The organism is Sinomonas sp. RB5, assembly GCF_054063535.1.
The window spans coordinates 83,124-108,984 of record NZ_JBSSGJ010000013.1 but is presented as its reverse complement, the minus strand read 5'-3'; the positions used below and the strand labels follow the sequence as shown (position 1 = coordinate 108,984).

General features: G+C 71.1%; 26 protein-coding genes and 3 riboswitches. Of the genes, 18 read left to right on the top strand and 8 right to left on the bottom strand.

Annotation, left to right across the window (positions count from 1 at the left end; genetic code table 11):
• Positions 1–18: 18 nt before the first annotated feature.
• Positions 19–480, bottom strand: coding sequence for a MarR family winged helix-turn-helix transcriptional regulator (locus tag ACVWWH_RS15015; RefSeq protein ID WP_457317102.1), 462 nt, complete (start codon positions 478–480; stop codon positions 19–21).
• A 119-nt stretch (positions 481–599) separates the two neighbouring features.
• On the opposite strand from ACVWWH_RS15015, the gene ACVWWH_RS15010 reads away from it, so the two are divergent.
• From ACVWWH_RS15010 to menE, 6 genes are all read left to right on the top strand, one after another.
• Positions 600–1,529, top strand: a complete 930-nt coding sequence (locus ACVWWH_RS15010) for an SDR family NAD(P)-dependent oxidoreductase (protein WP_457317101.1) — start codon at positions 600–602, stop codon at positions 1,527–1,529.
• A 2-nt stretch (positions 1,530–1,531) separates the two neighbouring features.
• The gene (locus ACVWWH_RS15005) at positions 1,532–2,434 is read left to right on the top strand and encodes an amidohydrolase family protein (protein WP_457317100.1); all 903 of its coding nucleotides are present in this window, start codon (positions 1,532–1,534) and stop codon (positions 2,432–2,434) included.
• A 1-nt stretch (position 2,435) separates the two neighbouring features.
• Positions 2,436–3,617 carry an acyl-CoA dehydrogenase family protein gene (locus tag ACVWWH_RS15000; protein ID WP_457317099.1) on the top strand — a complete coding sequence of 394 codons (1,182 nt, stop codon included), beginning with the start codon at positions 2,436–2,438 and terminating at the stop codon, positions 3,615–3,617.
• 11 nt (positions 3,618–3,628) lie between these two features.
• A complete protein-coding gene (locus tag ACVWWH_RS14995) occupies positions 3,629–4,114 on the top strand; it encodes a MaoC family dehydratase (protein ID WP_457317098.1) in 486 nt (161 codons plus the stop codon).
• 82 nt (positions 4,115–4,196) lie between these two features.
• Positions 4,197–5,534 (top strand): MFS transporter, encoded by a 1,338-nt coding sequence (locus ACVWWH_RS14990; protein WP_457317097.1) that lies wholly within the window; start codon positions 4,197–4,199, stop codon positions 5,532–5,534.
• Between the two features lie 31 nt (positions 5,535–5,565).
• The gene (gene menE / locus ACVWWH_RS14985) at positions 5,566–7,122 is read left to right on the top strand and encodes an o-succinylbenzoate--CoA ligase (RefSeq protein WP_457317096.1); all 1,557 of its coding nucleotides are present in this window, start codon (positions 5,566–5,568) and stop codon (positions 7,120–7,122) included.
• A 28-nt stretch (positions 7,123–7,150) separates the two neighbouring features.
• Here the strand turns inward: menE and ACVWWH_RS14980 are convergent, their stop codons facing one another.
• Positions 7,151–8,005, bottom strand: coding sequence for a DUF1206 domain-containing protein (locus ACVWWH_RS14980; protein WP_457317095.1), 855 nt, complete (start codon positions 8,003–8,005; stop codon positions 7,151–7,153).
• Positions 8,006–8,176: 171 nt separating this feature from the next.
• Between ACVWWH_RS14980 and ACVWWH_RS14975 the strand changes: the two genes are divergently transcribed.
• The 7 genes from ACVWWH_RS14975 (at position 8,177) to ACVWWH_RS14945 (ending at position 12,864) form a co-directional block, all read left to right on the top strand.
• Positions 8,177–9,463 carry an adenylosuccinate synthase gene (locus ACVWWH_RS14975; RefSeq protein ID WP_066494870.1) on the top strand — a complete coding sequence of 429 codons (1,287 nt, stop codon included), beginning with the start codon at positions 8,177–8,179 and terminating at the stop codon, positions 9,461–9,463.
• A gap of 215 nt (positions 9,464–9,678) precedes the next feature.
• The gene (locus tag ACVWWH_RS14970) at positions 9,679–10,236 is read left to right on the top strand and encodes an RNA polymerase sigma factor (protein WP_066494872.1); all 558 of its coding nucleotides are present in this window, start codon (positions 9,679–9,681) and stop codon (positions 10,234–10,236) included.
• A complete protein-coding gene (locus tag ACVWWH_RS14965; protein WP_457317120.1) occupies positions 10,218–11,030 on the top strand; it encodes a hypothetical protein in 813 nt (270 codons plus the stop codon). Before ACVWWH_RS14970 ends, ACVWWH_RS14965 begins: the two co-directional genes overlap by 19 nt.
• Positions 11,031–11,052: 22 nt before the next feature.
• Positions 11,053–11,487 carry a CoA-binding protein gene (locus tag ACVWWH_RS14960; RefSeq protein WP_066494874.1) on the top strand — a complete coding sequence of 145 codons (435 nt, stop codon included), beginning with the start codon at positions 11,053–11,055 and terminating at the stop codon, positions 11,485–11,487.
• On the top strand, positions 11,487–11,882 hold the full coding sequence (locus tag ACVWWH_RS14955; protein WP_457317094.1) for an MmcQ/YjbR family DNA-binding protein: 396 nt from the start codon (positions 11,487–11,489) through the stop codon (positions 11,880–11,882). The genes ACVWWH_RS14960 and ACVWWH_RS14955 overlap by 1 nt, the downstream gene beginning before the upstream one ends.
• Positions 11,883–11,901: 19 nt before the next feature.
• Positions 11,902–12,522, top strand: a complete 621-nt coding sequence (locus tag ACVWWH_RS14950) for a hypothetical protein (RefSeq protein WP_447420890.1) — start codon at positions 11,902–11,904, stop codon at positions 12,520–12,522.
• A 21-nt stretch (positions 12,523–12,543) separates the two neighbouring features.
• Positions 12,544–12,864, top strand: coding sequence for a putative quinol monooxygenase (locus ACVWWH_RS14945; RefSeq protein WP_066494875.1), 321 nt, complete (start codon positions 12,544–12,546; stop codon positions 12,862–12,864).
• A gap of 183 nt (positions 12,865–13,047) precedes the next feature.
• Here ACVWWH_RS14945 and ACVWWH_RS14940 read toward each other — a convergent pair whose 3' ends face one another.
• From ACVWWH_RS14940 to sfnG, 4 genes are all read right to left on the bottom strand, one after another.
• Entirely contained in the window at positions 13,048–14,436 is a 1,389-nt protein-coding gene (locus tag ACVWWH_RS14940) for an NAD-dependent succinate-semialdehyde dehydrogenase (protein WP_457317093.1), read from the bottom strand.
• A gap of 262 nt (positions 14,437–14,698) precedes the next feature.
• The gene (locus ACVWWH_RS14935) at positions 14,699–15,208 is read right to left on the bottom strand and encodes a CoA-binding protein (protein WP_066494880.1); all 510 of its coding nucleotides are present in this window, start codon (positions 15,206–15,208) and stop codon (positions 14,699–14,701) included.
• Positions 15,205–16,584: an O-acetylhomoserine aminocarboxypropyltransferase/cysteine synthase family protein gene (locus ACVWWH_RS14930; protein ID WP_457317092.1), complete on the bottom strand. Its 1,380-nt coding sequence runs from the start codon at positions 16,582–16,584 to the stop codon at positions 15,205–15,207. The genes ACVWWH_RS14935 and ACVWWH_RS14930 overlap by 4 nt, the downstream gene beginning before the upstream one ends.
• Positions 16,584–17,807, bottom strand: a complete 1,224-nt coding sequence (sfnG, locus tag ACVWWH_RS14925) for a dimethylsulfone monooxygenase SfnG (RefSeq protein ID WP_457317091.1) — start codon at positions 17,805–17,807, stop codon at positions 16,584–16,586. Before sfnG ends, ACVWWH_RS14930 begins: the two co-directional genes overlap by 1 nt.
• A 56-nt stretch (positions 17,808–17,863) precedes the next feature.
• Positions 17,864–17,972, bottom strand: a riboswitch (SAM riboswitch).
• A gap of 127 nt (positions 17,973–18,099) precedes the next feature.
• On the opposite strand from sfnG, the gene ACVWWH_RS14920 reads away from it, so the two are divergent.
• Positions 18,100–19,326: an acyl-CoA dehydrogenase family protein gene (locus tag ACVWWH_RS14920; protein ID WP_457317090.1), complete on the top strand. Its 1,227-nt coding sequence runs from the start codon at positions 18,100–18,102 to the stop codon at positions 19,324–19,326.
• A gap of 152 nt (positions 19,327–19,478) precedes the next feature.
• Here the strand turns inward: ACVWWH_RS14920 and ACVWWH_RS14915 are convergent, their stop codons facing one another.
• Positions 19,479–20,468: an ArsR/SmtB family transcription factor gene (locus tag ACVWWH_RS14915; protein WP_066494888.1), complete on the bottom strand. Its 990-nt coding sequence runs from the start codon at positions 20,466–20,468 to the stop codon at positions 19,479–19,481.
• A gap of 93 nt (positions 20,469–20,561) precedes the next feature.
• Here ACVWWH_RS14915 and ACVWWH_RS14910 point away from each other — a divergent pair, with 93 nt between their 5' ends.
• A complete protein-coding gene (locus tag ACVWWH_RS14910; protein ID WP_457317089.1) occupies positions 20,562–21,059 on the top strand; it encodes a hypothetical protein in 498 nt (165 codons plus the stop codon).
• Between the two features lie 72 nt (positions 21,060–21,131).
• Positions 21,132–21,848, top strand: a complete 717-nt coding sequence (locus ACVWWH_RS14905; RefSeq protein ID WP_457317088.1) for an NADPH-dependent FMN reductase — start codon at positions 21,132–21,134, stop codon at positions 21,846–21,848.
• Positions 21,849–21,965: 117 nt separating this feature from the next.
• On the opposite strand, the gene acs is transcribed toward ACVWWH_RS14905, so the two are convergent.
• Entirely contained in the window at positions 21,966–23,921 is a 1,956-nt protein-coding gene (gene acs, locus ACVWWH_RS14900) for an acetate--CoA ligase (RefSeq protein ID WP_066494892.1), read from the bottom strand.
• Positions 23,922–23,928: 7 nt separating this feature from the next.
• Positions 23,929–24,044, bottom strand: a riboswitch (SAM riboswitch).
• 141 nt (positions 24,045–24,185) lie between these two features.
• Positions 24,186–24,297: riboswitch (SAM riboswitch) on the top strand.
• Between the two features lie 39 nt (positions 24,298–24,336).
• On the opposite strand from acs, the gene ACVWWH_RS14895 reads away from it, so the two are divergent.
• Complete coding sequence (locus tag ACVWWH_RS14895; RefSeq protein ID WP_457317087.1) at positions 24,337–24,819, top strand: flavin reductase family protein; 483 nt, start codon at positions 24,337–24,339, stop codon at positions 24,817–24,819.
• 123 nt (positions 24,820–24,942) lie between these two features.
• On the top strand, positions 24,943–25,842 hold the full coding sequence (locus ACVWWH_RS14890; protein WP_457317119.1) for an oxygenase MpaB family protein: 900 nt from the start codon (positions 24,943–24,945) through the stop codon (positions 25,840–25,842).
• Positions 25,843–25,861 lie beyond the last annotated feature (19 nt).

Below are 25,861 nucleotides of genomic sequence, written 5' to 3'. Positions count from 1 at the left end.
AGCGCCCCGGGGTCGGGGCTAGCCCCAGAGCGCCCGCTGGAGCAGGGCCCGCAGCGAGCCGACCTCGTCCGTGGTGAGGGCCGCGAACTGCTCGGATTCGCACGCCGTGAGCGCTTCCTCCGCCTGCGCGTGCAGGCGCTCGCCGGCCGGCGTGGCCAGGACGATCTTCTGCCGCCGGTCGGTGCGGCCCTGCTCGCGCGCCACAAGGCCCCGCTGCTCGAGCTCGTCGATGAGGGCCACGATCTGGCTCGGGTCCAGGCTCAGGAAGTCGGCGAGCTCGCGCTGGGTGGGCTCGAGGCCGCTGCACGCGAGCCGCAGCACCGAGTAGGAGCGCTCGCGCAGGCCGAACTCGCCCAGCGCCCGGTTGTTGAGGACCGAGCCCACCGCGTGGACCTTCGCGAGCAGGAGCCCGATGTCCTCCGCGATCGCCGACTCCGCGAGCCGCGGGACGCCGGCCTCCACACCGTGGCCAATGCTCACCGTGGCCTCCAAACCTCGTGAAATTCAATCGTTGACATTCTCAATGATCCAGTATCTCATGGACTGTGACAAGGGTCTCACGGACGAGGCCACCCCACAGACCGCAAGGGAGCATGGGCATGAGCCTGGCAGGCAAGGTAGCGATCGTCACCGGCAGCGGGCAGGGCCTCGGCCTGGCGTACGCCCGCGAACTCGCGCGGCAGGGTGCGGCCGTCGTCGTCAACGACGTCAACGAGGCCGCCGCGGCGGCCGCCGTGGAGCAGATCGAGGCCGCCGGCGGCACGGCGACCGCCGTCGTCGTCCCCGTCGGCTCGACGGAGGCCGCCAAGGCGCTCGTCGCCGGGGCCGTCGAGGCCTTCGGCCGGCTCGACATCCTCGTCACCAACGCCGGGATCCTGCGGGACAAGAGCCTTCTGAAGATGACCGACGAGGACTTCGACCTCGTCATCAACGTCCACCTCAGGGGCACGTTCACCTGTGTCCGCGAGGCGTACGCCTACTTCAAGGAGCACGGGATCGCCGGCCGCATCGTCACGATCGGCTCGCCTACCGGCCAGCGCGGCAACTTCGGCCAGACCAACTACGCCGCGGCGAAGGCCGGGATCGTCGGCATGGTGCGCACCTGGGCGCTGGAGATGAAGAAGGCCGGCGTCACGGTCAACGCCGTCATCCCCGTCGCCGCGACCGCGATGACCAAGACCGTCCCGTACTTCGCCAAGGCCGTCGAGGCGGACGAGCGCGGCGAGGCCATGCCCGCCTTCTTCCGCCACGACCTCGGCTTCGGCACGGCCGACGACGTCGCCGGCCTGATTGCCTACCTCGCCTCCGACGAGGCGGCCCGCATCACCGGCCAGGCCATCGGCGCCGGCGGCGACCGCCTCCAAGTCTGGACCCACCCCGAGCCCGCCACCACGGACTACCGCGAGGGCGGCTGGACCTACGGGGCCCTGCAGGAGAAGGGGGCCGAGCTGATCGGCGGCCACCTGCAGAGCGTGGGCGAGGAGTTCCTCCCCCTCCCGGCCGAGCTGCAGCCCTCAGAGGCCCGCTGACGATGGCACGCTACGAACTCGGCCTCGACGTCGACAAGCTCGACGCGATCGACATGCACGTGCACGTCGAGATCGACGGCCACGGCCACTGCTCCCTCCCCGACGTGCTCAACGACGCCTCCTCGAAGTACTTCAAGGCCGAGGACCGGCACCCGAGCCTGGAGAAGATCGCGGACACGTACCGCGGGCTGAACATGGCCGCCGTCGTCTTCACCGTCGACGCCCGCACCCAGCTGCACCACGAGCCCAACTCGATCGAGGACCTCATCGCGGGCGCCGCCGAGCACAGCGACGTCCTCATCCCGTTCGGCTCCGTCGACCCGCGCACGGGGGAGGAGGCGATCGCCCGAGCGAAGCACCAGGCCCTCGAGCTCGGCGCCCGCGGGTTCAAGTTCCACCCGTCCCTGCAGGGCTTCGACCCGAGCAGCGAGGAGTTCTACCCGCTCTGGGAGGCCCTGGCCGAGCTCGGCCTGCCGGCCATCTTCCACACCGGCCAGAACGGCATGGGCGCCGGGCTCCCTGGCGGCCACGGCATCAAGCTGCGCTACTCGAACCCGCTCCTGCTCGACGACGTCGCCGCCGACTTTCCCGGCCTGACCCTGATCATGGCCCACCCCTCGGTGCCCTGGCAGGAGGAGGCGATCTCGATCGCCACCCACAAGTCCAACGTCTACATCGACCTCTCGGGCTGGTCCCCGAAGTACTTCCCGGAGTCCCTCGTGCGGGCCGCCAACTCGATGCTGGCGGACAAGGTCCTCTTCGGCACGGACTTCCCGCTCATCACCCCGGAGAAGTGGCTCGGCGCATTCGCCGGCCTGCCGCTCAAGGACGAGGTCCGGCCCCGGATCCTCAAGGACAACGCCGTGAAGCTCCTCGGGCTCGGCCCCGCAGAGGGAGGGCGCTGAGATGGACCTCTACTCCGTCTGCGACTGGTACGACGCCGCCGCCCTCCTCACCGACGACGAGCGCCTCGTCCTCGGCCGGCTGCGCGACTTCCTCGAGACCACCGCCAAGCCGCTCGTGGGGGAGTACTGGGAGCGCGGTGAGTTCCCCGACGAGATCGCCCGGCCGCTCATCGGCCTCGACCTCATGGAGCCGGCGGAGGCCACGGCGAACCGGACGCGCCCCGCCCGTGGGATCTACCACGGCTTCCGCATCTTCGAGCTGGCCCGCACCGACGCCTCGATCGCCACGTTCTACACCGCCCAGGCCGGGCTGTTCCGCACGGCCATCCGCGTCGGCGCCTCCGAAGAGCAGAAGAAGGAGTGGATGCCCAAGGTCATCGACTTCACGCTCAAGGGGGTCTTCTCCCTCACGGAGCCCGAGCACGGCTCAGACATCGCCGGCGGCCTCGCCACCACGGCCCGGCGCGACGGCGACGCCTGGGTGATCGACGGCGCCAAGCGCTGGATCGGGGGCGCCTCCACGGCGGACGTGCTCGCGGTGTTCGCCCGCGACGTCGCGGACGGCCAGGTCAAGGCGTTCCTCGTCCCCCGCGGGGCTCCCGGGGTCACCCTGACGAAGATCCACCGCAAGACCGCGCTGCGCATGATGCAGAACGCCCACATCACGCTCGACGGCGTGCGGGTCACCGAGGCGGACCGGCTCCACAACGTGAACTCGTTCCGCGACGTCGCCGCGATGCTGCGCGCCATGCGCTCCGACGTCGCCTGGATCGCCACCGGCATCCAGGCCGGCGCCTTCGAGGCGGCCCTGCGCTACGTCACGGAGCGCGAGCAGTTCGGCCGCCAGCTCGGCGGCTTCCAGCTCGTCCAGGAGAAGCTCGCCCGCATGCTCGGGAACCTCACTTCGAGCCTCGCGCTCGTCGTCCGGCTCACCGAGCAGCAGGAGAAGGGCGTCTACCGCGACCAGGACTCCGCCCTCGCCAAGATGCAGACGTCGCTGCTCATGCGCGAGACGGTGGCCCTCGCCCGCGAGGTCGTGGGCGGCAACGGCATCACCCTCGACGCCGACGTGGCCCGCTTCCACGCGGACGCCGAGGCGGTCTACTCCTACGAGGGCACCCACGAGATCAACGCCCTCATCGTCGGCCGGGCCCTCACCGGCCAGAGCGCCTTCACCAAGTAAGGAAACCCACCATGACTGCACGCACCGCCGACCGTCATTCTGAGCCGAGGCTCATTGTCGACTTCGACAAGCTCCTCACCATGGCCGGCGCCGACCTCGGCGCGACCGACTGGATGGAGATCACCCAGGACCGCGTCAACCTCTTCGCCGACGCGACCGACGACCACCAGTGGATCCACACCGACCCCGAGCGCGCCAAGCACGGCCCCTTCGGCGCCCCGATCGCCCACGGCTTCCTCACGCTCTCCCTCATCATCCCGTTCTGGGGCGAGCTGTTCGACGTCGAGGGCGTCACCACCAAGGTCAACTACGGCCTCGACAGGGTCCGCTTCACCGCGCCCGTCAAGGTCGGCTCGAAGGTCCGCATGGCCGGCACCATCGCCGAGGTGGCCGAGGTCAAGGGCGGCGCCCAGATCAAGGTCAGCGCCACGATCGAGATCGAAGGCCAGGAGCGCCCGGCCGTCGTCGCCGAGTTCCTCGCGCGGTTCTACAAGTAGACCGCGCGCCTTCCAGAGCCCCGCCCTTCCTACCCTTCCCACCCTTTCCGCCCTTCCCGCCCTTCTGTCCCGAGGAAACCCCATGTCCGGAACCCCCACGCTCCGCCAGATGAGCACGGCCGCCCAGCGCAAGGAAGCGCGCACGGTCATCCTGTCCAGCTACCTGGGCAGCACCATCGAGTTCTACGACTTCCTCCTGTACGCGACGGCGGCCGCCGTCGCCTTCCCGAAGGTGTTCTTCGCCGGAACCGACCCCTGGGTCGGCGTCGTCGCCGCCTACGCGACCTTCGCCGCCGGCTACGTGGCGCGCCCGCTCGGCGGCGCCATCTTCGGCCACTTCGGCGACCGGATGGGCCGCAAGGGCATGCTCATCGTGTCCATGACGGTCATGGGCCTCGCCTCGGCCGCGATCGGCCTCATCCCCGGCACGGACCTCATCGGTCCGTGGGGCGCCGTCATCCTCGTGCTGCTGCGCGTCCTGCAGGGCATCGCCGTCGGCGGGGAATGGGGCGGCGCAGCGCTCATGGCCCTCGAGCACGCCGACCCGAAGCGGCGGGGGTTCGCGGCGTCGTTCGTCAATGCCGGCGCCCCCACGGGCGCGGTCCTCGGCACGGTCATGATGGGAATCGTCTCCGCGCTTCCCGGCCCGCAGTTCCTCGCCTGGGGCTGGCGCGTGCCGTTCCTGCTCTCCTTCGCGCTCCTCGCCGTGGGCCTGTTCGTGCGGCTGCGGGTGGCCGAGAGCCCGATCTTCGCAGAGGCCGTCGCCGCGGAGGATCGCGCCGCGGGGTCCCTCGGTGCGCAGCGCAGGGTCCCGCTCCTCGACGTCCTCCGCCGCCCCAAGGCGCTGGTCTTCATCATGCTCGCGGGCGCGGCCGGGTTCGGCCTCCAGGTCGTCCTCCCCACGTTCTCCGTCACCTACGCGGTCGCCAAGGGCGCCCCGCAGGGCGGCGTGCTGTACGCGTTCGCGGCGGCCTCGGCCATCTCCATCGCGTTCGTCCTCTTCGGCGGCCGCCTGTCCGACCGGTTCGGCCGCAGGCCCGTGATGGTCGCAGGGCTCGTCCTCTTCGTCGCCTACCTGGTCCCGATGTTCGGCCTGCTCGGCTCGGGCAACGTGTGGCTCGTGTTCCTGGCCTTCACGCTGGCCCTCGTCTTCCACTCGACGCTCTACGGCCCGCTCGCGGCGTTCGTCTCGGAGCAGTTCGGCACCACCTCCCGCTACACGGGCGCCGCCCTCGGCTACCAGCTCGCCACGCTCATCGGGGCCGGCTTCACCCCCGGCATCGTCGCCTCCCTGTACAAGGACGCGGGCCAGAGCATCGTCCCGGTCGTCGGGTTCCTTGCGGCGATGTCCCTCGTCTCCGCGGTGTTCATCCTGCTGACCCGGGAGTCCAAGGACAACGACCTCACGGCCGTCCGCTAGCCCCGCCCACCCCACCGACCAGGAGGTCCCCATGTACAACAACGGTGTTGGCTCGTGGCTCCACCGCCGCCGCCCCAAGTCCGGCACCAAGGTGGCGCTCGTGGCGGGCCAGCGCGAGCTCAGCTACGCCGAGCTGTGCGAGCGCGCCGACCGCCTCGCGAACGCCCTGCGCCGCCGGGGCGTGGCCCGGGGCGACCGCGTGGCCTACCTCGGCGAGAACGATCCCGCGTTCGTCGAGACGTTCTTCGCCGCGGGCCTCCTGGGCGCGATCTTCATCCCGCTCAACACCCGGCTGGCCGCCCCCGAGCTGCAGTTCCAGCTCCAGGACTCCGGCGCCCGCCTCCTGGTCCACGGCGCCGCCCTCGAGGGCCTGGCCGCCGGGTCCGTGGCCGGCACCGGGGTGCAGGTCCGCCTCGTCGTCACGGGGGCGGACGACGCCGGGGGTGCCGCTCCCGCTGGAAGCGGCACCCCCGCCGTCGAACGCTACGAGGACGCCCTCGCGGCGGCGCCCGACGACTGGATCGACGAGACGGTAGGCCTCGACGACGGGGCCATGATCCTCTACACGTCGGGGACCACCGGGCGGCCCAAGGGCGCCCTGCTCACCCACGGGAACATCACGTGGAACTGCATCAACGTCATCACGGACATGGACGTCAACCGCAACGACGTGGCGCTCATGATCTCCCCGCTGTTCCACGTCGCCTCGCTCGACATGGGCCTGCTGCCGATGCTGCTCAAGGGCGCCACCGTGGTGCTCGAGCAGAAGTTCGACCCCGGCCGGGCGCTCGAGCTCATCGAGCGGCACCGCATCACGGCCCTCAGCGGCGTGCCCACCACGTACCAGCTCCTCGCCGAGCACCCCGCCTGGGCGAGCACGGACATCAGCTCGCTCGACAAGCTCACGTGCGGCGGCTCCGCCGTGCCCCTGCGCGTCCTCGAGGCCTACGAGGAGCGCGGCCTCGGGTTCTCGAACGGGTACGGCATGACCGAGACGGCCCCGGGCGCGACCACCCTGCCGGCGTGGCGGTCCCGGGAGAAGGCCGGCTCCTCCGGGCTCCCGCAGTTCTTCACGGACATCCGGATCGCGGACCCGCTCGGCGAAGTCCTCGCCCCGGGGGAGGTCGGGGAGATCCAGATCTCCGGGCCCAACGTCATCAAGCAGTACTGGAACCGTACCGAGGCGACCCGCGACTCCTACGCGGACGGGATCTGGTTCAAGTCCGGGGACATGGGCTACCGCGACGAGGAGGGCTTCCTGTTCGTCTCCGACCGGCTCAAGGACATGATCATCTCCGGCGGCGAGAACATCTACCCCGCCGAGGTCGAGGCCGCCATCGTGGAACTGCCCCAGGTGGCCTCCGTGGCCGTCATCGGGGTCGCCGACGAGAAGTGGGGCGAGGTGCCGCGCGCCGTCGTGACGCTGCGCGAGGGAACCTCGCTCACCCAGGAGGACATCCGCGCGCACTTGGACGGGCGCCTCGCCCGGTACAAGATCCCCAAGTCGGTCGTGTTCGTGGAGGAGATGCCCCGTACCGCGAGCGGCAAGATCCGCAAGGCCGAGCTGCGGAGGCAGTTCGCGCAGTAGGCCCGTCCCGGACAGCGCGCGGCGCGGGCTACTGGTCGAAGTTGCCGTACTTGGCCCGCGCCGCGCTGTAGACCCCGTAGCAGGCGAGGCCGAGGGCCACCACGCCGAGGATCCAGCCGCCGAACGGCTGGGACGCGAGCGACTTGAGCGCGCCGTCGAGGCCGGACTGCTGCTTCGGGTCGTGGTGCACGGCGGCGACGAGGATCAGGATCCCGAGGACTGCGACGGCGACGCCCTTGGCCGTGTAGCCGATGCTTCCCACGACCTTCACCCAGTCCGGCGCCGACTCGTTCGGCTGGGCGTCCTTGCCCAGGAAGCTGCGGGTGACCCCACGGAAGCCGAAGTACACGCCGATGCCGAGGACCACAAGCCCGGCGATGAAGAGCACCACGGGGCCGAAGGGGACCGAGAGCACATTGGCCGTGGTCTGCTGGGACTGCTGGCTCGAGTTCTTCTGGTTGCCGAGGGCGAAGCTGATGAACAGCCACGTGAGGCCGAAGTACGCGACCGCGGTGCCGCCGGGGCCGAGGGCCTTGGTCGCCTTGCCCTCGCGCCGCCACTTCGCGACCGCGTCGATGACCATCCAGACGGCGAGCGCGGCACAGCAGACGACGCCGGCCCACAGCAGCACCGGTCCGCCGGGAGCCGAGGCGATCTGCCCGACCGCGCTCGACTGGTCGGCGTTGTTGCCGCCGCCGAGCGCCACCTGGAGCGCCAGCCACGCGATGAGGATATGCAGCAGGCCCACGAAGGCGAAGCCTGCGCGCGCCACCGTGCGCGCGGCGGGCGAGCTCGCGGCCCGCTCCGCATGGTGGGCGGCGTCCTTGGCGCCCCGCTCGGCCGGATTGCCGGCCCCGCCGCCCCCGCCTGAATGACCGTCCACTGATGACCTCCTGATACGAGTGCTTCCCATCATCTTCGGTGTCTCTTGCCCTCCTTCGGTAGACTTGGGTGGCAAGAGCCCCGGAAGTCTTGCCACGACGCGCGAGAGACGGGGTCTTTGCATGTAGGCCAGCGGCCAGCCGGGCCGTGGGCGGTGTCCGGGGAGGAATCCATGCCAGCAATCGTGATCGTCGGAGCCCAGTGGGGCGATGAGGGCAAGGGCAAGGCAACGGACCTGCTGGGGGGCCGCGTGGACTACGTGGTCAAGCCCAACGGGGGCAACAACGCGGGCCACACGGTGGTGGTCGGCGGCGAGAAGTACGAGCTCAAGCTCCTGCCCGCCGGCATCCTGAGCCCCAACACGATCCCGGTCATCGGCAACGGCTGCGTGGTGAACCTCGAGGCGCTCTTCCAGGAGATCGACGGCCTCGAGGCCCGCGGCGCGGACACGTCCCGCCTGCGCGTCTCCGCCAACGCCCACCTGGTGGCGCCGTACCACCAGACTCTGGACAAGGTCACGGAGCGGTTCCTCGGCAAGCGCGCGATCGGCACCACGGGCCGCGGGATCGGCCCCGCCTACATGGACAAGGTGGCCCGTCTCGGCATCCGCGTCCAGGACGTCTTCGACGAGTCGATCCTGCGGCAGAAGGTCGAGGGCTCGCTGCACCAGAAGAACGAGCTCCTCGTCAAGGTCTACAACCGCCGCGCCGTGGACATCGACGAGACCGTGGACTACTTCCTCGGCTTCGCGGACCGGCTGCGCCCGCTCGTCATCGATTCGACCTACGAGCTGAACAAGGCGCTCGACGACGGCAAGGTCGTGCTCATGGAGGGCGGGCAGGCCACGTTCCTCGACGTGGACCACGGCACCTACCCGTTCGTCACCTCCTCGAACCCCACCGCCGGCGGCGCCTCGGTGGGCTCGGGCATCGGCCCCACCCGCATCTCGCGGGCCATCGGGATCGTCAAGGCCTACACCACGCGCGTCGGCGCCGGCCCGTTCCCCACCGAGCTGTTCGACGAGATGGGCGAGTACCTGCAGAAGACCGGCGGCGAGTTCGGCGTGAACACGGGCCGCCCGCGCCGCTGCGGCTGGTACGACTCGGTCCTGGCCCGCCACGCCTCCCGCGTCAACGGCTTCACCGACTACTTCCTCACCAAGCTCGATGTGCTCACCGGGATCGAGCGCATCCCCGTGTGCGTGGCGTACGACGTCGACGGCGTGCGCCACGACGAGATGCCGATGACGCAGACCGAGTTCCACCACGCCCAGCCGATCTTCGAGTACTTCGACGGCTGGACCGAGGACATCTCCGGCGCGAAGACCCTCGACGAGCTCCCGGCCAACGCCCGGGACTACGTCCTGGCGCTCGAGAAGCTCTCCGGGACGCGGTTCTCGGCCATCGGCGTCGGCCCCGACCGCGACCAGACCATCGTGGTCCGCGACCTCATCGACTGAGCCGAAAAAAGTTCTCAGAAAAAAATCCGGAACCGCGTAACCCTCGAGGGGCCGCGGGCGATTACCTCAGTGCAAGCCGGGCTGGAATCTGTCCCCCATCATGTTCCAGCCCGGCTTCCTCTCTGCCCAGTCCGAGCCGTTGGCGCAGCTGGCCCACGGCTAGACTGGGCGGGTTCTGCCTTCAGACTCCAGGGTCAAGAATCCAGGGGATAGCCGTGTTCGAATCGATCACTGACGACGATCTCGCGCCGGGTGCGCTGACGGAGCACGAGCGGTTCACCCTCGTCTACCGTTCGCTGGCACCCGCGGTGATCGCCTACATGTCCGCCCGCGGGGTGGACGACCCCGAGGCGCTCGCGCAGGACGTGTTCGTCGCGGTCCTGCCGCGTCTCGGGTCGATCACCGGCGGTGCGGCCGGGTTGAAGACGCTCGTCTTCTCCGTGGCCCACGCCCGCGTGGTGGACCACTACCGCCGCACCGAGCGCCGGCCGCGGATCGTCGACTACGATCCGCTGCTGGACACGCGCGAGACCGCCTCCGCGGAGCACGATGCGCTCCTCGCCACGGGCCAGACCGACGCGGAGAACCTGATCGGCAGGCTCAAGGGAGACCAGAAGGAGGTGCTCACCCTCCGCATCGTGGCGGAACTGAGCATCGAAGAAGTCGCCTCCGTGCTCGGCAAGACGCCGGGCGCGGTCAAACAGCTCCAACGCAGGGCACTGCTGGCCCTCAGGGAGCACGTGTCCGAGGAAGAGTGGGTCCGATCAGCGTGAACAGGCAGGTGCAGGCGGTGCTCGCCGAGGAGGGGCTCGAGCACGACGCCGCGCTGACGCGCGCGCTCGAGCGGATCGCGGCGCTCCGGATCGCTGAGCCGCCCGCGCCCTCCGGCGAGCTCGCACGCCTCCTCGCCGCCAGTGCGGCCTCTGCCGGGCAGACGCCCGCGGCGGGGGAGAGCGCGACGGCGCCGCTCGCCGTCGTGCTCCCGCTCACCCGGGCCGCGGCCCGCAAGGCGGAGGCCGCGGCCGTCGCGGCCAGGCCGCGGTGGATCAAGCGCCACCGCGGCGCGATGATCGGCGTGCTCGTCGCGGCCGGCATGGGCCTCGGCGCGAGCGGCGTGGCCGCCATGACGGGCCAGGCCTGGGACTGGCACGCGCCACTGCACCCTGCCGTGGGCCCGTCGCTCACCCACGACGCCGAGCCCTCGGCCCCGGGCGGGGGCCCCGGCACGCCCTCCGGCGCCGCGGCGCCGACGCAGGACACGGGTGCGGGCGCGACCGGCGCGGGCCGCACCCTCGGCCAGTCCGGGGCGCGCAGCGCCGACGGGTCGGCCCAGAAGCAGGGCGCCGCCACCTCCTCCCCGTCGCACGACTCCCGGGAGCAGGGGTCGCAGGACCCGACCCCGCAGGGGAGCGACCGCGGGCACGGTTCCGGTGGTTCCGCGGACTCGGTCCCGTCCTCCCAGAGCACGGCGCGGCCGAGTCCGAGCGCCGGAAGCCAGGACGGGTCCGGCGCGAGCGGCCACGACGGGAACGGCGGCGGCTCCGACGGCCAGCCCACCAGCCGGTAGGCGCCCGCAGTAGCATGGCCCCATGCGGCACGTGAACGATCCTGCTGTCATCGACCGCCTCATGAGCACCCCCGGGACGTGGGCGATCGTCGGGCTGACCCGGAATGAGTGGCGGGCCGCGCACGCCGTCTCCCTCACGGTCCGCGACGTCATGGGCAACCGCATCATCCCGGTGAACCTGCGCGGCGAGGACGTGCACGGCGAGAAGGGCTACGCGCGGCTCGCGGACATCCCCGCCGAGCTGCACCCGATCGACGTCGTGGACTGCTTCGTGAACTCCGGCCGGGTCGGCGACATCGTGGACCAGGCGATCGCCGTCGGTGCGAAGGCCGTGTGGATGCAGCTCGGCGTCGTCGACGAGGGCGCGGCGGAGCGCGCGGAGGCCGCGGGGCTCGACGTGGTCATGGACGCCTGCCCCGAGCGGGAGCTGTGGCGGCGCGGCCGCGGGACGGCGTGATGGACGCTTCCCTGCTCAGGGAGCTCTGCCTCGGCTTCCCCGGCGCGTACGAGGACTTCCCGTTCGGGCCCGAGGCCTCGGTGTTCAAGGTCCGGCCCCCGCGGGGCGGCGACGAGCGGCCGGGGAAGATGTTCGCCCTCTCCAACCTCGATGCGGTCCCCCTGACCGTGGCGCTCAAGTGCGACCCCGGGCTGGCCGTGCAGCTGCGGGCGGCGCACCCCGAGATCACCGGCGCCTGGCACATGAACAAGAGGCACTGGAGCGACGTGCGCCTCGACGGGGCCCTCGCCGAGGAGGATGTCCGCGACCTGATCGAGGACTCGTACGACCTCGTCGTGGCCGGCTTGCCCCAGGCGCAGCGCGAGGCGCTGGGCTGGAGCCGGCTCGCCCGCTGAGCGCGCTAGGGTGGGGAGCGTGCTCGAACAGTCCACGCTCGATGCCCTGTGGGACTTCTCCGACCCGGCCGCCTCGGAGGCGGCGTTCCGCCGCGCCCTCGAGGACCCGCAGTTCGACGCCGCGGAGCGGTGCGAGCTCGCCACCCAGCTGGGCCGGGCGATCGGCCTCCAGGGCCGCTTCGAGGAGGCCGATGCGCTCCTCGACGGCATCGACTGCGAGCCCGACCCTACGATCGGCGTGCGGGTCGTCCTCGAACGCGGCCGCCTGCTCAACTCCTCGGGGCATGCCGCCATGGCCGTGCCGCTGTTCGAGCAGGCCGCCGAGCTCGGCGAGCACCTCGGGGAGGAGTTCCTCGCCGCGGACGCGTTCCACATGCTCGCGATCGCGGACACCGAGCACGCCGAATCCTGGGCACGCGCCGGCATCGAGTACGCCAGCAGCTCCCACAGCCCGCGCACCCAGCGCTGGTGCGCCTCGCTCCACGGCAACCTCGGATGGATGTTCGTGGACGCCGGCGAACCCCACCGCGCGCTCGTCGAGTTCCAGCTCGCCGAGCAGTGGGCCGAACGCGTGGGCACCCCCGCCCAGGTCGAGTGGGCGCGCGAGGGGATCGCCGCCTGCCGCGCCACCGGCGGCTGACCAACCTACCGAAAGGACACCATGTACTTCATCGTCGTGAAGTTCGAGACCAAGCCCGAGTACACGGAGCAGTTCCCCGAGATCGTGCGCGAGTTCACCGAGTCCACGCGCAGGGAGCCCGGGAACCTGTTCTTCGAGTGGTCGCGCTCCCTGGAGAACCCGGCGGAGTACGTCCTCGTCGAGGCCTTCACGGACGACGGCGCCGCCCCGCACGTGCAGAGCGAGCACTTCGCGAACGGCCTCGAGGCCATGCGGCCCTGCCTGGTCAGGACCCCGAGTATCGTCTCCCGGCTCGTCGACGGCGAGGGCTGGGGCGAAATGGGCGAGCTGCAGATCGGCTGAGGGCCACCACGGCGCGGCGCCCCGAAGCACGACGGCGGCCCGAAGCACGACGGCGGCCCGGTCACCTTCCGAGCGGAAGGCGACCGGGCCGCCGTCGTACCCCCGTCTGAAGGTCACCTCCTGAAGGTCACCTTCTGGAGGTCACCTCCTGAAGGTCAGCTACTGCGGGTCACCTTCTGCGGGTCACTCGGCGACGTAGTAGAGGCGCTTGTTGACGAACTCGTCCATCCCGAGCGGGCCGAGCTCGCGGCCGAAGCCCGAGCGCTTGACCCCGCCGAACGGCATCTCCGCGCCCTCGGCGGCCGGGATGTTGACGTTCGACATGCCGCTCTCGAGGCGCGAGGCGACCTTCTCCGCGCGGGCGGTGTCCGTGGAGAAGACGGCGCCGCCGAGGCCGTACGGGGTGTCGTTCGCGAGGCGGAGGGCCTCCTCGTCGCTGCCGACCTTGTAGACCACCGCGACCGGGCCGAACAGCTCCTCGCGGTACGCCCGCATCTCGGGCGTGACGCCCGTGAGGACGGCGGGGGAGTAGTACGCGGCGTCGCCCTCGCCGAGCACGCCGCCCGCGTGGAGCGTGGCACCCTTGTCCACGGCGTCCCGCACCTGCTCGGCCAGGCCCTCGGCGGCCGCGCGGGAGGACAGCGGCGCGTACGTGTTCTCGGCGTCGGCGGCGGGATCGCCCGGGGTGAGGGCCTGCGCGCGGGCGGTCAGCTGGGCCACGAAGTCGTCGAAGATGTCCTCCATGACGATCATCCGCTTGTTCGAGTTGCAGGCCTGGCCGGTGTTCTCCATGCGGGTGTCCCACGCGGTGTCCGCGACTGAGGCGACGTCAGCGGCGTCGAGGACCACGAATGGGTCCGAGCCGCCGAGCTCGAGCACGGCCTTCTTGAGGTTCTTGCCCGCGAGCTCGCCGATGATCGCGCCCGCCCGCTCCGAGCCGGTCAGCGAAACGCCCTGGAGGCGCGGGTCCGCGATGATGTCCCCGATCTGGGCGTGCGAGGCGAAGAGGTTGACGTAGGCGCCGCGCGGCACGCCGGCGTCGTCCATGATCTGCTGGATCGCGAGGGCCGAGCGGGGGCAGTTCTCGGCGTGCTTGAGGATGATCGTGTTGCCGAGCATGAGGTTCGGCGCGGCGAACCGGGCTACCTGGTAGTACGGATAGTTCCACGGCATGATGCCCAGGAGCGGGCCCACGGGCAGCTTCTGCACCGCGGCCCGGCCGCCGGAGAAGGTCTTGATCTCCTGATCGGCGGCGAGGGCCGGGCCCTCGGTGGCGAAGTAGTTGAAGATGTCCGTGCAGAACTCGGCCTCGCCCTTGGACTGGGAGAGCGGCTTGCCCATCTCTTCGGTGATGATCGCGGCGAGCTCGTCGGCGCGCTCGGTGAACAGCTCGGCGATGCGCGAGACCACCTTGGCGCGCGCCTCGATCGGAGTCTCGCGCCAGGACTCGAAGGCGCTCTGGGCGGAGGCGAGGGCGGACTCGACGTCGGCGTCGGTCGCGGTGGGGAACGTCTCGACGACCTCGCCGGTGGCGGGATTCAGGACACGGTATCCGGGCTCACTGCTAGTCATGGCACCATCTTGCCCCGTTTGGTGGCGCAGATCACTGTGCTTAAGGACGACGCCGAGGGGTCGCCGCTGTGCGGATCGTCCCCTCCGCGTCGCTTCGGTTCGCTTCCCGCGCGTCGAGGAGTCACCTCCGTCCCGTTGAGGAGTCACCTCCGCGACGTCGAGGAGCCAGACGACGCCGGCCGGGCGCCTTCTGCCCGGAAGGCGGCCAGCCGGCGTCGTACCCGAAAGGGGGAACTCGCGACGAGATGCGTACCCGAAACGGTTAGGGGAGGACCTGGCGCTTGCTCGAGATCACGCCCGTGTTGAAGCCCGCGAGGTGCAGGCCGCCGTGGAAGCGCGCGTGCTCGATCTTCACGCAGCGGTCCATCACCACGTTCAGGCCGGCGGCCTCGGCGTCCGCGGCGACCCCCTCGTGCCAGGACCCGAGCTGGAGCCAGATGGTCTTGGCGCCGACCGCCTTGGCCTCCTCGAGCACGCCGGGGAGGTCGTCGTGCTTGCGGAACACCTCGACGAGGTCCGGGGTCTCGGGCAGGTCCGCGAGCGAGGCGTAGACCGGCTGCCCCAGGATGCTCTTCACGACCGGGTTGACGAAGTACACGCGGTACTTCGTGGACGAGAGCAGGTACGTGGCCACGAAGTAGCTCGCGCGGCTGGGCTTGTCCGAGGCTCCGACGATCGCGATGACCTTCGTCTCGTGCAGGATCCTCAGCCGCTCGGGGGCGGAGGGACCCACCCAGGTGCGCTCGGCTTCTGTCGTTCCGACGACGCTCACTTGTTCGCTCCCTTCGCGGGCACGGAGCAGGCCTCGCCGGTGTAGGTCGGCGCGGCGAACTCCTCCTCGAGGCCGGTGATCTCCTGCGGCTCTGTCTGGCTTGCAGCCAATGCCTGGTCGAGGTCCCAGATGATGTCCTCGACGTCCTCGAGCCCCACCGAGAGGCGGATGAGGTCCGCCGGCACGCCGGCCGCGACGAGCTGCTCCGCGGAGAGCTGTTGGTGCGTCGTCGAGCCGGGGTGCAGCACGAGCGTGCGCGCGTCCCCGATGTTCGCCAGGTGCGAGGCGAGCTGGAGCGCCTCGATAAACCGGGCACCGGCCTCGCGGCCACCCCTGACGCCGAAGCTGAACACCGAGCCCACGCCGAGGGGCAGGAGCTCCTTCGCGTACGCGTGCTGCGGGTGCGAGGGCAGGCCCGCGTAGTTCACGTAGGTGACGCGCGGATCGGCCTCGAGCCACTCGGCGACGCGCTGGGCGTTCGCGAGGTGGTTGTCCATGCGCTGCGGGAGCGTCTCGACGCCCTGGAGGAGCTGGAACGCGGACTGCGCGGACAGGGACGGCCCGATGTCGCGCAGCTGCTCGGAGCGCAGCTTGGTGAGGAAGCCGTACTCGCCGAAGTTGCCCCACCATGAGACGTTGCCGTAGCTGCGCACCGGCTCCGTCATGGTCGGGAATCTGCCGTTGCCCCAGTCGAAGGTGCCGGACTCCACGACCACGCCGCCGAGCGTGGTCCCGTGGCCGCCGAGGAACTTCGTGGCCGAGTGGATCACGATGTCCGCGCCGTGCTCGATGGGCCGCAAGATGTACGGCGGGGTCAGCGTCGAGTCGACCACGAGCGGGACTCCGTGCTCATGGGCGACGGCGGCGAGGCCGGCCAGGTCGGCGATGTCGCCGGAGGGGTTGGCCACCACCTCGGTGTACACGGCCTTGGTGTTCTCGCGCAGGGCCGCCTTGAACGCGGCCGGATCGGTCGAGTCCACGAACGTGGTCTCGACCCCGAACCGGCGCAGCGTCACGTCGAGCTGGGTGATCGTGCCGCCGTAGAGCTTGGAGGAGGCGACGATGTGGTCCCCGGCCTGGGTGAGCGCGGCGAACGTGATGAACTCCGCGGCCATGCCGGAGGACGTCGCGACCGCTCCGATGCCGCCCTCGAGCGAGGCGATGCGCTCCTCGAAGGCGGCGACGGTCGGGTTGCCGATGCGGGAGTAGATGTTGCCGTACTTCTGCAGCGCGAACAGGTTGGCGGCGTCGTCCGAGTCCTTGAACACGAACGAGGTCGACTGGTAGATCGGGACCGCCCGGGCGCCGTGCTCGGCGTCGGGCGTGCCGCCGGCGTGCAGGGCGCGGGTGCGGAAGCCGAACTGGCGCTCCGCCATCAGGCGTTCGCCCCGGCGAGGTCCGCCCCGGTGAGGTCCGCGCGGTGGCGGGCGGCGCCGTCGTGCCTCGTGACCGGCAGCAGGTCAGTGCGCAGCTCGGTGCCGTTCTTGCGGGCGAGGTCCGCCTCGAGCTCGCGCACGATCGGGAGGACGTCGCCGCCGAACGCCTCGAGCTCCTCCTGGAAGTGCAGGTAGCCGGTGAGGAACAGGTTCACGCCGATCTTCTTGTACTCGACGATCCGCTCGGCGATCTGCTCGGGGGTGCCGATGAGCTTGGTGCGGAAGCCGTCGTTGTACTGGACGAGGTCCTCGAACGTGGAGTCCTCCCACATGCCCTTGCCGTCCTTGGTGGACTGGCCGGCCTCCTTGACGGCGGCGGCGAAGCCCTCGACGGCGGGCCGGTGGGCCTTGGCGATGATCTCGCGGAGCGTGTCCTGGGCCTCCTTCTCCGTGTCGCGGGCGATCACAAAGCCGTTGAGGCCGAAGCGCGGCGCGGCGGGGGCGGTGCGGCCGTCCTGGGCGGCGGCCAGGACCCCGGCGATGTTCTCCTTGAAGCCCTCGATGTCGCGGCCGTTGGAGAAGTACCAGTCCGCGGTGCGGCCTGCAGCGGCCTGCGCGGCCGTCGAGTTGCCGCCGAAGAAGATCTCCGGGTGCGGGCGGCCCGGGACGTCCAGCGGCGCCGGGTTCAGCGTGAAGTCGGAGATCGTGTAGTACTTGCCCGACTGCGAGTACTCCTTCTGCGTCCACAGGCCTCGGAGGGCGTTGATGAACTCCTCGGTGCGGACGTAGCGCTCGTCGTGCTCGAGCCACTCCAGGCCGAAGTTCACGAACTCGTCCTTGAGCCAGCCCGAGACCACGTTCACGGCCGCGCGTCCGCCGGAGAGGTGGTCCGCGGTGATGATGAACTTCGCGAGCACCCCCGGGTGCCACATGCCCGGGTGCACGGCCGAGATGACCTTGAGCCGCTCGGTGGCCATGAGCAGCGCGAGACTGAACGAGGTGGCCTCGTGCTGCTTGTCCGCGCCGTAGCTCGCGGCGTAGCGGGTCTGCGTCAGGGCGTACTCGAAGCCCGAGTCCTCCGCGATGCGGGCGAGCTTCCTGTTGTACTCGAACTCCCAGTTGGTCCGCTGCTCGATGGTCGAGACGACGAGGCCACCCGAGACGTTGGGCACCCAGTAGGCGAACTTCAGCGGGGTCTCGAGGTCGATCCCAGACAAGGACATAGTGCGCTCCTTACGTGCGGGCGCGACGTGGGGCTCGGGCCGAGGCTCCATAGCACTCACCATCGCTTCTGGCAGTAGCACCTTTGGCTCCGGACGGCGGTCCCGCCGGGGCCAGGGTTGCTGCGGCGTCACAGATCCAGATCTCTCAGCCGCTCGGGATGGTCAGTCCGATTCTGTCGAAAGGCGGCGTAACGATGCAAATTATTTCGTCACACTCGCGGGAGTCGGTGCCGCGCCGAATACTGTTCGGTGGCGTGCCCGCCGGTCGGCCGCCGGAGAGGGGAATGCACTGATGGGACGCACGACGGCGGGCGGTTCCGCCTCGTACGCGGAGCTCGCCGAGCGCTTCGCTCCGGTCTTCGCGCGGATCGAGGGCGGCGCGCTCGACCGGGAGCTGGCCAGGGCCCTGCCGTTCGAGCAGGTCGGCTGGCTCAAGGACGCCGGGTTCGGCCGCGTGCGGGTGCCAGCCGAGTACGGCGGCTTCGGCGCCTCCATCGAGACGCTCGTCCGGCTGCTCATCGACCTCTCCGCGGCGGACTCCTCGGTGGGTCACCTGCTGCGCTCCCACTTCGCGTTCGTGGAGACCATCTCGCTGCAGGACGAGGCCTTCCGGGCCCGGTGGTTCGGCCGGGTCGCGGACGGCGCCCTCTTCGGCAACGCCGCGACCGAGAAGTCCGGCAACGCCCTCGGTACCGTCCAGACGCGCCTCGCCCCCGCGGCCAACGGGTGGCTCCTCACCGGCGAGAAGTACTACACGACCGGCACGATCTTCGCCGACTACGTGGCCGTCATGGCGTCCCCGGAGGACTCCGCCGCGCGGCTGTACGCGATCGCGCCGACCGGGCATGCCGGCGTCGAGATTCGCGACGACTGGGACGGCTTCGGCCAGCAGATGACCGGCACCGGGACGGCCGTGTTCCGCGATGTCCCGATCCCGGACGAGGACGCCGTGCCCCGCACCGAGTCCACCACGCATGAGCCGGCCTTCCTCCAGCTCATGCTCCTGACGGTCCTCGCCGGGATCGGGAAGGCCGTGGTGCGCGACGCCTCGGCGCTCGTGGCGAAGCGGACGCGGACCTTCTCGACCGGGTCCGGGCAGCTGTTCCGCGAGGATCCGCTCATCCTGAACCTGGTGGGGCAGCTCGCGGCCAAGTCGTTCGCCGCGGAGTCCTCCGTGCTCGCCGCGGCCCGCGAGCTCGACGCCGCCCTCGCCCTCGGCCCCGACGCCCCGGCCGAGGACCGCTACGTGCGGGGAGCTGTCGCCGTCGACCTCGCCCAGGTGGCCGTGCCGCCGCTCGTGATCGACGCCGCGCAGCAGCTCTTCGACACGGCCGGCGCCTCCGCCGTGTCCCGGGGCAAGGCGCTCGACCGGCACTGGCGCAATGCCCGGACCGTCGCGACGCACAACCCGGCGGCGTTCAAGGCGCGCGGGCTGGGGGACTGGTTCGTCAACGGGACCTCGCCCGTGGCCCTGCACAGCATCGGCGAGGCAACGGCTCCGGCGGGGTCGGCCCGCTAGGCGCAGCTGACTCCTCAACGGCGCGTAGATGACCCCTCGACGGTGCGGACCTGACTCCTCAACGGCGCGTATCCCTCGTTGAGGAGTCACCTACGCCGTTTCGAGGAGTCACCTACGCCAGCTTGAAGAGTCACCTACGCCGTTTCGAGGGCTCACGCCCGGGCCAGGAGCTCCTCGCCCACCCGCCCGCGCTGGTAGAACACCTCGCGCCCGGCGCGCACCGGCTCGGTGAGCCCCGACTCCGCGAGCACCTTGAGGTGCGCGTTGACCGTCCCGGCGGCGAGGTCGAGCGCGCAGGCGAGCTGCGTCGTCGTCATCGGCACGTCCAGCTGCGCGAGGATCTGCGCGCGCGTCCGCCCGAGCAGGCGTGAGACCGGCGACTCGCGCGTCTCCCGCGTCGCCTCCCACAGCCGCCCGACGCCGCGGGGCGCGTACGTGATGGTGGGCACGAACGGGGCAATGTTGAGCACGAGCGTGTTGGGCCACACGAAGGCGTTCGGCACGAGGATCAGGCCGCTGCCCGGCTTGGGCCGCTCCGTCGCCTCGCACCCGCGCGTGATCTCCAGGCCGGTGTCGGTGGGGCGCACGCTCGGGTGCAGGGTCTTGAACACCTCCTGGATGCCGTACCGCGCCAGGTCGTCCAGGCGCGAGTCGATGTCCGCGAGCAGCACCGAGCGCAGCCTGGGCCAGTAGGGCTCGAGGGCCGTGGTCCAGTACCAGCGCAGCGCCGCCACGATCCGGCCCACCGAGCCCTCCGGGTCGGCGCGCAGCTCGGTGAGGGTGGCCCGCATGTAGCCGACGAGCTGGCACTTCTCGAGGCAGTCGAAGTCGCGCGCCCACAGCTCGGCGGGCACCTCGGCGACGGCGTCGAGGGCCTCCGCGAACGTGTCCGCGCGGGTCGGGGTCGGCGTGAGGGAGTCGGCGATGAAGCCCTTGGGCTGCACGAGGGTCGTCAGGACCCGCAGGTGCTCGCGGGAGAGCGGGTCGCCGCTCGCGGAGATGCGCTGGCGCGCCTCGGTGATCCAGGGCCGGTGCAGCGGCGTCCCGGCCTGCAGCGCGCGCAGGCTGGTCACCGTCTCCCACAGCGGGGAGGCCTCGAAGTGGACCTTGGTGAGGTCCTCGCTCGTGAGCGTGATCTGCATGGGCCCAGCGTAGGTTTCGGCGTGGCCCCGGTCGAGGATTCGGTGAGGGCCGAATCGTTTCGTCCCCCCTCGGCCCCGCGCAGACTTCTGGGCATGGAACCGAAGACCACCACCGCACCCTCCTCCTCCGACCACGGCTCGGCCGCCCGGATCCCGGACGCCCACGCCCTCGACGCCCGCCGGGGCGACGCCGCAGCCTCCGCCGTGGCCCCCGTCCGCGGGCGGCTCCTCCACCCCCTCCAGGCCGCCGAGCGCAGGCCCGCACGCGCTCCGCACTCCGTCCCCGCACCCGCCGCGGCACGCACGACGGCGGAGGCGAACCGGCCGTTGGCTCCTCGCTGGCCGGAGGGCGCACCGCGGGAGCTGGCGCCACGGGACCTGGTTCCGCCGACATCCCTCCCGGACACCTCGGGCGACCTGCTCGGGCTGCCCGATCTCCGCCCGCTCGTGCGGGCCCTGCGCGCGGGGTGGGCGTGGCTCGTGCGGCAGGCGCGGGCTTCCACCGAGGTCGACGCCCGGCTGCGGGCGCGGCGCGACGAGGATTCGGCCACGATGGCCCGGTCGGGAGCGATCCCGGGGCGCCTCATGTGAGCAGAATGTTGACGTGTCAATCGCTCAAGTCTACAGTTGATTGAAGCATCAACTAAGATCTTGGAGGCACGCATGTCCTGGCTCAAGAAGCTCTTCGGCACGACCGACTCGTCCGCCGCCCACCGCGCCGAGGCTCCGGCCGCGGAGGCGACCCGCGCTCCGGCGCCCCCTTCCGCGGAGGCGCCCACCGCCGTCGTGCGGGAGGGCGCCCCGCGGATCGGGGTGGTGACCGGAAGCACCCGCCCCGGGCGCAACAGCCGCCAGGTGGCGGAGTGGGTCGTTGCGCGCGCGAACCAGCGCGGCGACGCCTCCTTCGAGCTCGTGGACATCGCCGACTTCAATCTGCCGCTGCTGGACGAGGCCTTCCCCGCCGCGTACGGCAACTACCAGGGCGAGCACACGAAGGCGTGGGCGGCGAAGATCGCCGAATTCGACGGCTACGTGTTCGTCACCCCCGAGTACAACCACTCGACGGCGCCGGCCCTCGCCAACGCGCTCTCGTTCCTCAACGCCGAGTGGGCCAACAAGGCCGCGGGCATCGTGGGCTACGGCTCGGCGCTGGGGGCGCGGGCGGTCGAGCACCTGCGGGGAGTGCTGTCCGAGCTGCAGATCGCCCACGTGCAGAAGACCGGCATGTTCTCGCTCTTCAACGACTTCGAGGACTTCTCGGTGTTCAAGCCGACCGACCTGCAGGCCGTGTCCGTGGACCCCATGCTCGATCAGCTCGTGGCCTGGACCGTGGCGTTCGCCCAGGTCCGCGCGGGCGAGCTCGAGGCCGCCGCGGTCTGAGCGGCTCCTGGAGGTGCCGTAGGTGACTCCTCAACGCAGCGGAGGTGACTCCTCAACGGCGCGGAGGTGACTCCTCAACGCAGGTGGTTCAGGAGTCAGCTACGTCCGGTTGAGGAGTCAGATCCGACGAGCTTCCAGGACCTGCGCGATCTCCGCGATGCACGGCTCGTTCTGCAGGCTCGTCGTGTCCCCCAGCGCCGTGCCCTCGAACAGCTGCGTCAGGAGCCTGCGCATGATCTTGCCCGAGCGGGTCTTGGGCACGTCCGGCACCACGACGATCTCGCGCGGTTTCGCGATCGGCCCGATCTCCCGCGCAACATGCGCGCGGAGCTCCGCCGCGAGGTCCCCGCGCCGCTCCACCGCGGCGACGGCCTCCGGGTTCACGACGACGAAGGCCGCCGCCGCGTGCCCCGTCACCGCATCCGCCACCGGGCAGACGCCGGCTTCGACCACGGCCGGGTGCGAGACGAGGGCCGACTCGATCTCGATCGTGGAGAGCCGGTGGCCGGAGATGTTGAGGACGTCGTCGGTGCGGCCCAGGATCCAGGTGTCGCCGTCGGCGTCGTACTTCGCGCCGTCGCCGGCGAGGAACCAGCCCTGCTCGGCGTACTTGCGCCAGTAGGAGTCCAGGTAGCGCTGCGGGTTGCCCCAGACCGTCCGCGCCATCGCGGGGCCGGTCGCGGTGACCACGATGTTCCCCTGCACGCCCGGCGCGACCCGGGCGCCGTCGTCGTCCACGATCGCCGTGGCGAGCCCGGGCAGCGCCCTGGTGGCACACCCGGGCTTGAACGCAGCGTCGGCCTGCCGCGGCGAGAGCACGGTCGCGCCGGTCTCCGACTGCCACCACGTGTCCACCATCGGCACCTCGCCGCGCCCGATGTTCGAGCGAAGCCACCGCCACGCCTCCGGGTTCACGGCCTCCCCGACGGTGCCGCACACCCGGACCGAGGAGAAGTCGTACTCCGCGGGCACTCCCTCCGGGAACCAGCCCATGAGCGAGCGCACGAGCGTGGGCGCGGTGTAGTAGCTCGTCACCCCGTAGCGCTGGATGATCTCGAAGTGCCGGCCCGGATGCGGCGTGTTCGGGGTGCCCTCGAAGATCACCTGCGTGACGCCGTTGGAGAGCGGCCCGTAGATCTCGTACGTGTGCGCCGTGACCCAGGCGAGGTCCGCGGTGCACCAGTGCACGTCCGCGTCCCGCAGTGCCGGGTCGGGGTGGGAGAACAGGTACTCGTGGCTCCAGGACGCCTGGGTGAGGTAGCCGCCGGTCGTGTGGACCAGGCCCTTGGGCTTCCCCGTGGTGCCGGAGGTGTACATGATGAACAGCGGCGTCTCGGCCTCGAACGCCTCGGCCTCGTGGACCTCGGGCTGAGCGTCGACGAGCTCGTGCCACCACACGTCGCGGCCCGGCGTCCACGCGATCTCCGAGCCCGTCCGGCGGATCACCAGGACGTGGTCGACGGCGTTGTCCCCGCCGGCCGCTCCGCCGCGCACCGCGGCGTCGGCGTTCTCCTTCACCGGCACGGCCTTGCCGCGGCGGTACTGGCCGTCCGTGGTGACGAGCAGCTTGGCCCCCGTGTCCTCGACGCGGAAGCGCAGCGCCTCGGCCGAGAAGCCGCCGAACACGAGCGAGTGCACCGCGCCGATCCGGGCGCATGCGAGCGTGATGACCACGGTCTCGACCAGCACGGGCAGGTAGATCACCACGCGGTCGCCCTGGCCGATCCCGAGCGCGAGCAGGGCGTTCGCGGCCTGGGAGACCCGGCGCTGCAGGTCGGCGTACGTGACGGTGACGCGGTCGCCCGGCTCGCCCTCGAAGTGCAGGGCCACCTTGTCCCCGCGCCCGGCGGCGACGTGGCGGTCGGCGCAGTTCACGGCCGCGTTCAGGCGCCCACCTTCGAACCAGCGGATCACGGGCGGTGTGTCGGTGGAGGGGTCCGCGGGGATCCACGTGTGGGCGGCGTCCCACGGCTCGGCCCACGTCAGGCGCCGCGCGGCGTCCTCCCAGAAGGCGATCCGCTCGGGATCGAGCTGGCTGGTGGCGGTCGTGGGGGGTTCGAGGACAGACGTCATGGCTCTCTCTCCATCGGTTCTGGCGGTAGCACCTGTGGTTCTGCGCAGAGGGTGGTCCTGTGCAGAGGGCCATGGTTGCTGCGGCGTCACGGAGCCAGATCTCTCGGCCGCTCGGGATGGTCACCTCACTGTTGCGCGCCGGATGCAAACCGGCCAAAAAAGGCGTGCAGGGTCGCGTAACAAAGTTCAATGTGACCTTCTGTGTCCCAGGCCACGGCTGGACGGTGGACGCCTCGGAGACGCTTTTCGTAGGGTGGAAGGCAGGATCAAGAGTCCCGGTGCGAAGCTCTGGCTGGCCGGGCGGCAACCCTCTCCCGTAGTGGGGTGCCCCAGATGAGGATCCGGCCGCGGTGGCCATCCGCGGCAAGTACGGCGCCCGGAACCGCGGGCGTCCGGCCGTTTCGCTGGAGGACTCATGACTGCCACCCCGCTCGACCTCGTGACCGGTGCCGACCTGCGCCGGGCCATGGGGTGCTGGGCCACGGGGATCGCCGTCATCACCACCTCGGACGGCGGCACCCTCGCGGGCCTCGTGAGCAATTCGTTCACGTCGATCAGCCTGGATCCGGCGCTCGTCTCGTGGGCGGTGGACAAGTCGTCGAGCTCGTTTGCGACATGGATCAACACCGACAACTACGCCGTGCACATCCTCTCCGAGTCCCGGCGGGACCTCGTGCAGCGGTTCGCGGCGAAGGGGACGGACAAGTTCGCCGGGCTGGACTGGGAGCCCGGCGTGGTGGGCTCGCCCGTCGTGGCCCCCGACGTCCCGCGTGTTGAGTGTCGCCTCTGGCAGCGGGTGGACGCGGGGGACCACGTCATCCTGATCGGCGAGGTTGTCAGCATCTCGGGCCAGGACGACTTCCGCCCCCTCACCAACCACGTGTACTGGGCAAAGTAGACCTACTGGCGCACAGCCACGCTGCCGGGGCCCCGGCTCCGCCTCAACGGAGGGGGCCCCGGCATGCTCCGTGCGCCCGACGTAACTCTGGACCCGACGTACTCTGGAGGGGTGTCCCCTGACATGCTCGGGCCGCTGCGGAAGCGGCTCCGCCTGACGTTCGCCGGCGAGTCCGAGACCATCCCCGCGTGGGAGACGGCCCTCGAGGGCGGCGACGACGCGGGCTTCTTCCCGCCCGACTCCGCCGTCTGGGCGGTGCACGGCTCCATGTCCACGATCGCCGCCGGAATCCGCGCGCTCCTCACCCAGGCGCTCCACCCCGGCGTGCTGGCGGGGGTGGTGGACCACTCCAACTACCGCGCGGACCCCCTCGGCCGCCTGGCCGGGACCATCCGCTGGATCTTCACGGTCACCTACGGCGACACCGCGGCCGCCCGCGCGGCCTGCGCGTGGGTGCGCGGCGTGCACGTGCCGGTGACCGGCACCTACGTCTCGCCGGGCGGCGCGCACGAGCAGTACTCCGCGAACGATCCGGCCCTCGCCGAGTGGGTGCACATCGCGTTCACCGACGCGTTCCTGCGCAGCTACGAGGCCTTCCACGGCCCGGTTCCCGGCGGCGCCGACCGCTACGTGGCCGAGTGGGCCACGGCCGGCGAGCTCATGGGCGTCGCGGACCCGCCCCGCACCGAGGCTGACCTCGCGGAGCGCATCCGGGCGTACGACGCCGCGGGGCAGCTCTCCGGCGGCCCCCGCGTCGACGAGGTGGTCGCCTTCATCCGGCGCCCGCCGCTGGACCCGCTCCTCAAGCCCGGCTACGCGCTGCTCTTCGGCGCGGTCCTCGACACGCTTCCGCCACGGCATCTGGAGCTCCTGGGGCTCTCGCGTCCGCGGCTCGGGCCCGTGCCGCTGCCGCTGGCGGGGGCCGCGAAGGCGACGCTCGCCGTCATCGGCCGGGCGCTGGGCCCGATGGCGCCGAGCGAGGCCGCCGCCCGGCGCCGCCTGGCCCGCCTCGGCGCGCTCTGAGTCCCCGCCCGCCCCCTCG

Excerpts from the sequence above, each read along its gene's own strand:
- ACVWWH_RS15010 (WP_457317101.1), top strand. The coding sequence starts at position 600 with ATGAGCCTGGCAGGCAAGGTAGCGATCGTCACCGGCAGCGGGCAGGGC.
- ACVWWH_RS15005 (WP_457317100.1), top strand. The coding sequence starts at position 1,532 with ATGGCACGCTACGAACTCGGCCTCGACGTCGACAAGCTCGACGCGATC.
- ACVWWH_RS15000 (WP_457317099.1), top strand. The coding sequence starts at position 2,436 with ATGGACCTCTACTCCGTCTGCGACTGGTACGACGCCGCCGCCCTCCTC.
- ACVWWH_RS14995 (WP_457317098.1), top strand. The coding sequence starts at position 3,629 with ATGACTGCACGCACCGCCGACCGTCATTCTGAGCCGAGGCTCATTGTC.
- ACVWWH_RS14990 (WP_457317097.1), top strand. The coding sequence starts at position 4,197 with ATGTCCGGAACCCCCACGCTCCGCCAGATGAGCACGGCCGCCCAGCGC.
- menE (WP_457317096.1), top strand. The coding sequence starts at position 5,566 with ATGTACAACAACGGTGTTGGCTCGTGGCTCCACCGCCGCCGCCCCAAG.
- ACVWWH_RS14975 (WP_066494870.1), top strand. The coding sequence starts at position 8,177 with ATGCCAGCAATCGTGATCGTCGGAGCCCAGTGGGGCGATGAGGGCAAG.
- ACVWWH_RS14960 (WP_066494874.1), top strand. The coding sequence starts at position 11,053 with ATGCGGCACGTGAACGATCCTGCTGTCATCGACCGCCTCATGAGCACC.
- ACVWWH_RS14955 (WP_457317094.1), top strand. The coding sequence starts at position 11,487 with ATGGACGCTTCCCTGCTCAGGGAGCTCTGCCTCGGCTTCCCCGGCGCG.
- ACVWWH_RS14945 (WP_066494875.1), top strand. The coding sequence starts at position 12,544 with ATGTACTTCATCGTCGTGAAGTTCGAGACCAAGCCCGAGTACACGGAG.
- ACVWWH_RS14940 (WP_457317093.1), bottom strand. The coding sequence starts at position 14,436 with ATGACTAGCAGTGAGCCCGGATACCGTGTCCTGAATCCCGCCACCGGC.
- ACVWWH_RS14930 (WP_457317092.1), bottom strand. The coding sequence starts at position 16,584 with ATGGCGGAGCGCCAGTTCGGCTTCCGCACCCGCGCCCTGCACGCCGGC.
- sfnG (WP_457317091.1), bottom strand. The coding sequence starts at position 17,807 with ATGTCCTTGTCTGGGATCGACCTCGAGACCCCGCTGAAGTTCGCCTAC.
- ACVWWH_RS14920 (WP_457317090.1), top strand. The coding sequence starts at position 18,100 with ATGGGACGCACGACGGCGGGCGGTTCCGCCTCGTACGCGGAGCTCGCC.
- ACVWWH_RS14915 (WP_066494888.1), bottom strand. The coding sequence starts at position 20,468 with ATGCAGATCACGCTCACGAGCGAGGACCTCACCAAGGTCCACTTCGAG.
- ACVWWH_RS14910 (WP_457317089.1), top strand. The coding sequence starts at position 20,562 with ATGGAACCGAAGACCACCACCGCACCCTCCTCCTCCGACCACGGCTCG.
- ACVWWH_RS14905 (WP_457317088.1), top strand. The coding sequence starts at position 21,132 with ATGTCCTGGCTCAAGAAGCTCTTCGGCACGACCGACTCGTCCGCCGCC.
- acs (WP_066494892.1), bottom strand. The coding sequence starts at position 23,921 with ATGACGTCTGTCCTCGAACCCCCCACGACCGCCACCAGCCAGCTCGAT.
- ACVWWH_RS14895 (WP_457317087.1), top strand. The coding sequence starts at position 24,337 with ATGACTGCCACCCCGCTCGACCTCGTGACCGGTGCCGACCTGCGCCGG.
- ACVWWH_RS14890 (WP_457317119.1), top strand. The coding sequence starts at position 24,943 with ATGCTCGGGCCGCTGCGGAAGCGGCTCCGCCTGACGTTCGCCGGCGAG.